This window comes from Laedolimicola sp. (assembly GCF_051972735.1).
GTDB lineage: Bacteria > Bacillota > Clostridia > Lachnospirales > Lachnospiraceae > Laedolimicola > Laedolimicola intestinihominis.
On sequence record NZ_JBOKYU010000087.1, the window covers coordinates 1 to 2,389 of the forward strand.

A 2,389-nucleotide genomic window follows, 5' to 3' on the forward strand; every position below is an offset into this window, starting at 1 on the left:
TGCAGCGGCGGCAGATGAAACTGATGGGACATTCCTCCATCTGGATGTTTCCCATTTACGGGATGGCCTTTCTGTTCGCGCCCATTTCCCGGCTGCTCCGGAAAAAAAGCGTCTGGGTGCGGGGCAGCGTCTATGCGGGTGGGATTTTCCTGACAGAGTATCTGAGCGGCATGTTTCTGAAAAAACGGGGCATCTGCCCCTGGGATTACAGTCATGCCCGTCTCAATGTAAAAGGGGTCATAAGGCTGGACTACGCGCCGGTCTGGTTTCTGACCGGGCTCCTCTATGAGAAGCTGTTGAATAAATTTATGGCTTCTTAAGATTTTTTCACAAAAGTTTAAATCCTTTTCCATGATTTTCTGGTATACTGGAGGTGAAAACAGTCTGCCCTTGCGGCATTTACCGGAATATACTATTTATTTTTCTAAAGGAATGAGGTTTTTACTATGGCTGAAGCCAAAATTGTAGTCGTAGACGACGAAAAGGAAATTGCGGATTTGATCACCTTGTATCTGACCAATGAAACCTACGAAGTGCATACTTTTTATAACGGAACCGACGCTCTGGCGTATATGGAGGCCGAGACGCCGGATCTGGCAGTGCTGGACGTGATGCTGCCGGATATGAGCGGCTTTTCCATCTGCCAGAAAATACGGGAGAAGCAGAATTTTCCCATCATCATGCTGACCGCCAAGGATGAAGAGGTGGACAAAATCACCGGCCTGACTCTGGGGGCCGACGATTATATGACCAAGCCCTTCCGGCCTCTGGAGCTGATTGCAAGGGTCAAAGCCCAGCTGCGCCGTTTTACCAAGTATAATAATTCGCCCGCCCAGGAAGAGGATCCGGATTCCATTACCATCTCCGGACTGACCATCAATAAACGGGATCACACCTGCACCCTGAACGAGCAGCCGCTGGCGCTGACACCCACAGAGTTTTCTATTCTCTGGAGTCTCTGCAAAAACCGGGGACAGGTGGTCAGCTCCGACCGTCTCTTCTACGACGTGTGGGGCGAGAAATATTACAGCAGCAATAATAACACGATTATGGTACACATCCGGCATCTGCGGGAAAAGATGAATGATTCCAGCGAGAAACCCAAGTATATCAAGACCGTGTGGGGAGTGGGGTACAAAATTGAATAAAAAACAGTCGCGGGGCAGTAAATACGTCCTCTTTGAACGAAAACTGATGCGAAAAATCCTGTCGCTGGTATTTGTGTCCATCTGCGCGGTTTTCCTGCTGCGGGAGCTGATTCGCGGGCGGTTCGGCGATACAGTGGTGGGCTTTCTGACCGGCCTTTTCCATCTGGACTACGACGACGCCCTTTATATCTACGAAATCACCTTCCGCAATAACCTGGAAACCATTCTGGCAGGCGCCATCATCATTGCCATCATCGTGGTATTCCGCTATTCCATCCGCTGGATGACCGAATATTTCGATGAGATTTCCACCGGCTGCGACGCGCTGCTGGATGAAAAGACCGAACTCATTACCCTTTCCCCTGAAATGGGTTTTCTGGAGCTGAAACTCAATGAATGCAAAAACATTCTGGAAAAACGGGAGCGGGACGCACGCCAGGCCGAGGAGCGCAAAAACGATCTGGTGGTCTACCTGGCCCACGATATCCGCACGCCCCTGACTTCCGTCATCGGCTATCTGGATCTGATGAAGGAAGCGCCGGATCTGCCTGTGGAACAGCGTGCCCGGTATCTGTCCATCACGTTAGACAAGGCTTACCGGCTGGAACAGCTCATCAATGAGTTTTTTGAAATTACCCGGTTTAACCTGCACAGCATCCCTCTGACCCGGGAAAATATTCCGCTGTCCTTTCTGCTGATGCAGCTTGCAGAGGAATTTTATCCGATTCTGACGCCCAGTGGAAAATCCGTACATATGGACGTGCCGGAGAACCTGATTCTGCCCGGAGATCCGGACAAGCTTGCCCGGGTGTTCAACAACATTTTGAAAAATGCAGCCGTCTATAGCTTTCCTGATACGGTCATCGAGATTCGAGCCCGGAAAGAGGCGGAGCTGATTCATATTACCTTTACCAATCAGGGGCCGCAGATTCCCAAGGAACAGCTGGACGTAATTTTCGAGAAGTTTTACCGGCTGGACAGTGCAAGATCTTCCGAAAAAGGCGGAGCCGGACTGGGACTGGCTATCGCGAAGGAGATTGTGGCGGCCCATCACGGGACGATTTCGGCGGAGAGCGACAAACAGGGAACTACATTTTCCGTGGTATTGCCTGCGATCTGAAGCTCCGGTTCGTTCCAAAAAGCATTCTAAGTTTCCCCTGTCAAATAAAAAAGAATGTGCCGTTGTCACATTCTCGCGCCGAGGCGCGGTTGCTTCAGCAACCATCTACCGCTGCGCCGAG

Annotated in this window: 3 protein-coding genes; all 3 read left to right on the forward strand. The window is 50.9% G+C overall.

The window, feature by feature from the left end; genetic code table 11:
• Positions 1–320, forward strand: a 320-nt coding sequence (locus ACTRC3_RS11665; RefSeq protein WP_440323183.1) for a putative ABC transporter permease, incomplete at its 5' end; no start/stop codon positions are given.
• Positions 321–446: 126 nt separating this feature from the next.
• A complete protein-coding gene (gene vanR / locus ACTRC3_RS11670; RefSeq protein ID WP_349165508.1) occupies positions 447–1,148 on the forward strand; it encodes a VanR-ABDEGLN family response regulator transcription factor in 702 nt (233 codons plus the stop codon).
• A 46-nt stretch (positions 1,149–1,194) separates the two neighbouring features.
• Positions 1,195–2,268 carry a sensor histidine kinase gene (locus tag ACTRC3_RS11675; protein WP_440323184.1) on the forward strand — a complete coding sequence of 358 codons (1,074 nt, stop codon included), beginning with the start codon at positions 1,195–1,197 and terminating at the stop codon, positions 2,266–2,268.
• Positions 2,269–2,389 lie beyond the last annotated feature (121 nt).

Excerpts from the sequence above, each read along its gene's own strand:
- vanR (WP_349165508.1), top strand. The coding sequence starts at position 447 with ATGGCTGAAGCCAAAATTGTAGTCGTAGACGACGAAAAGGAAATTGCG.
- ACTRC3_RS11675 (WP_440323184.1), top strand. The coding sequence starts at position 1,195 with ATGCGAAAAATCCTGTCGCTGGTATTTGTGTCCATCTGCGCGGTTTTC.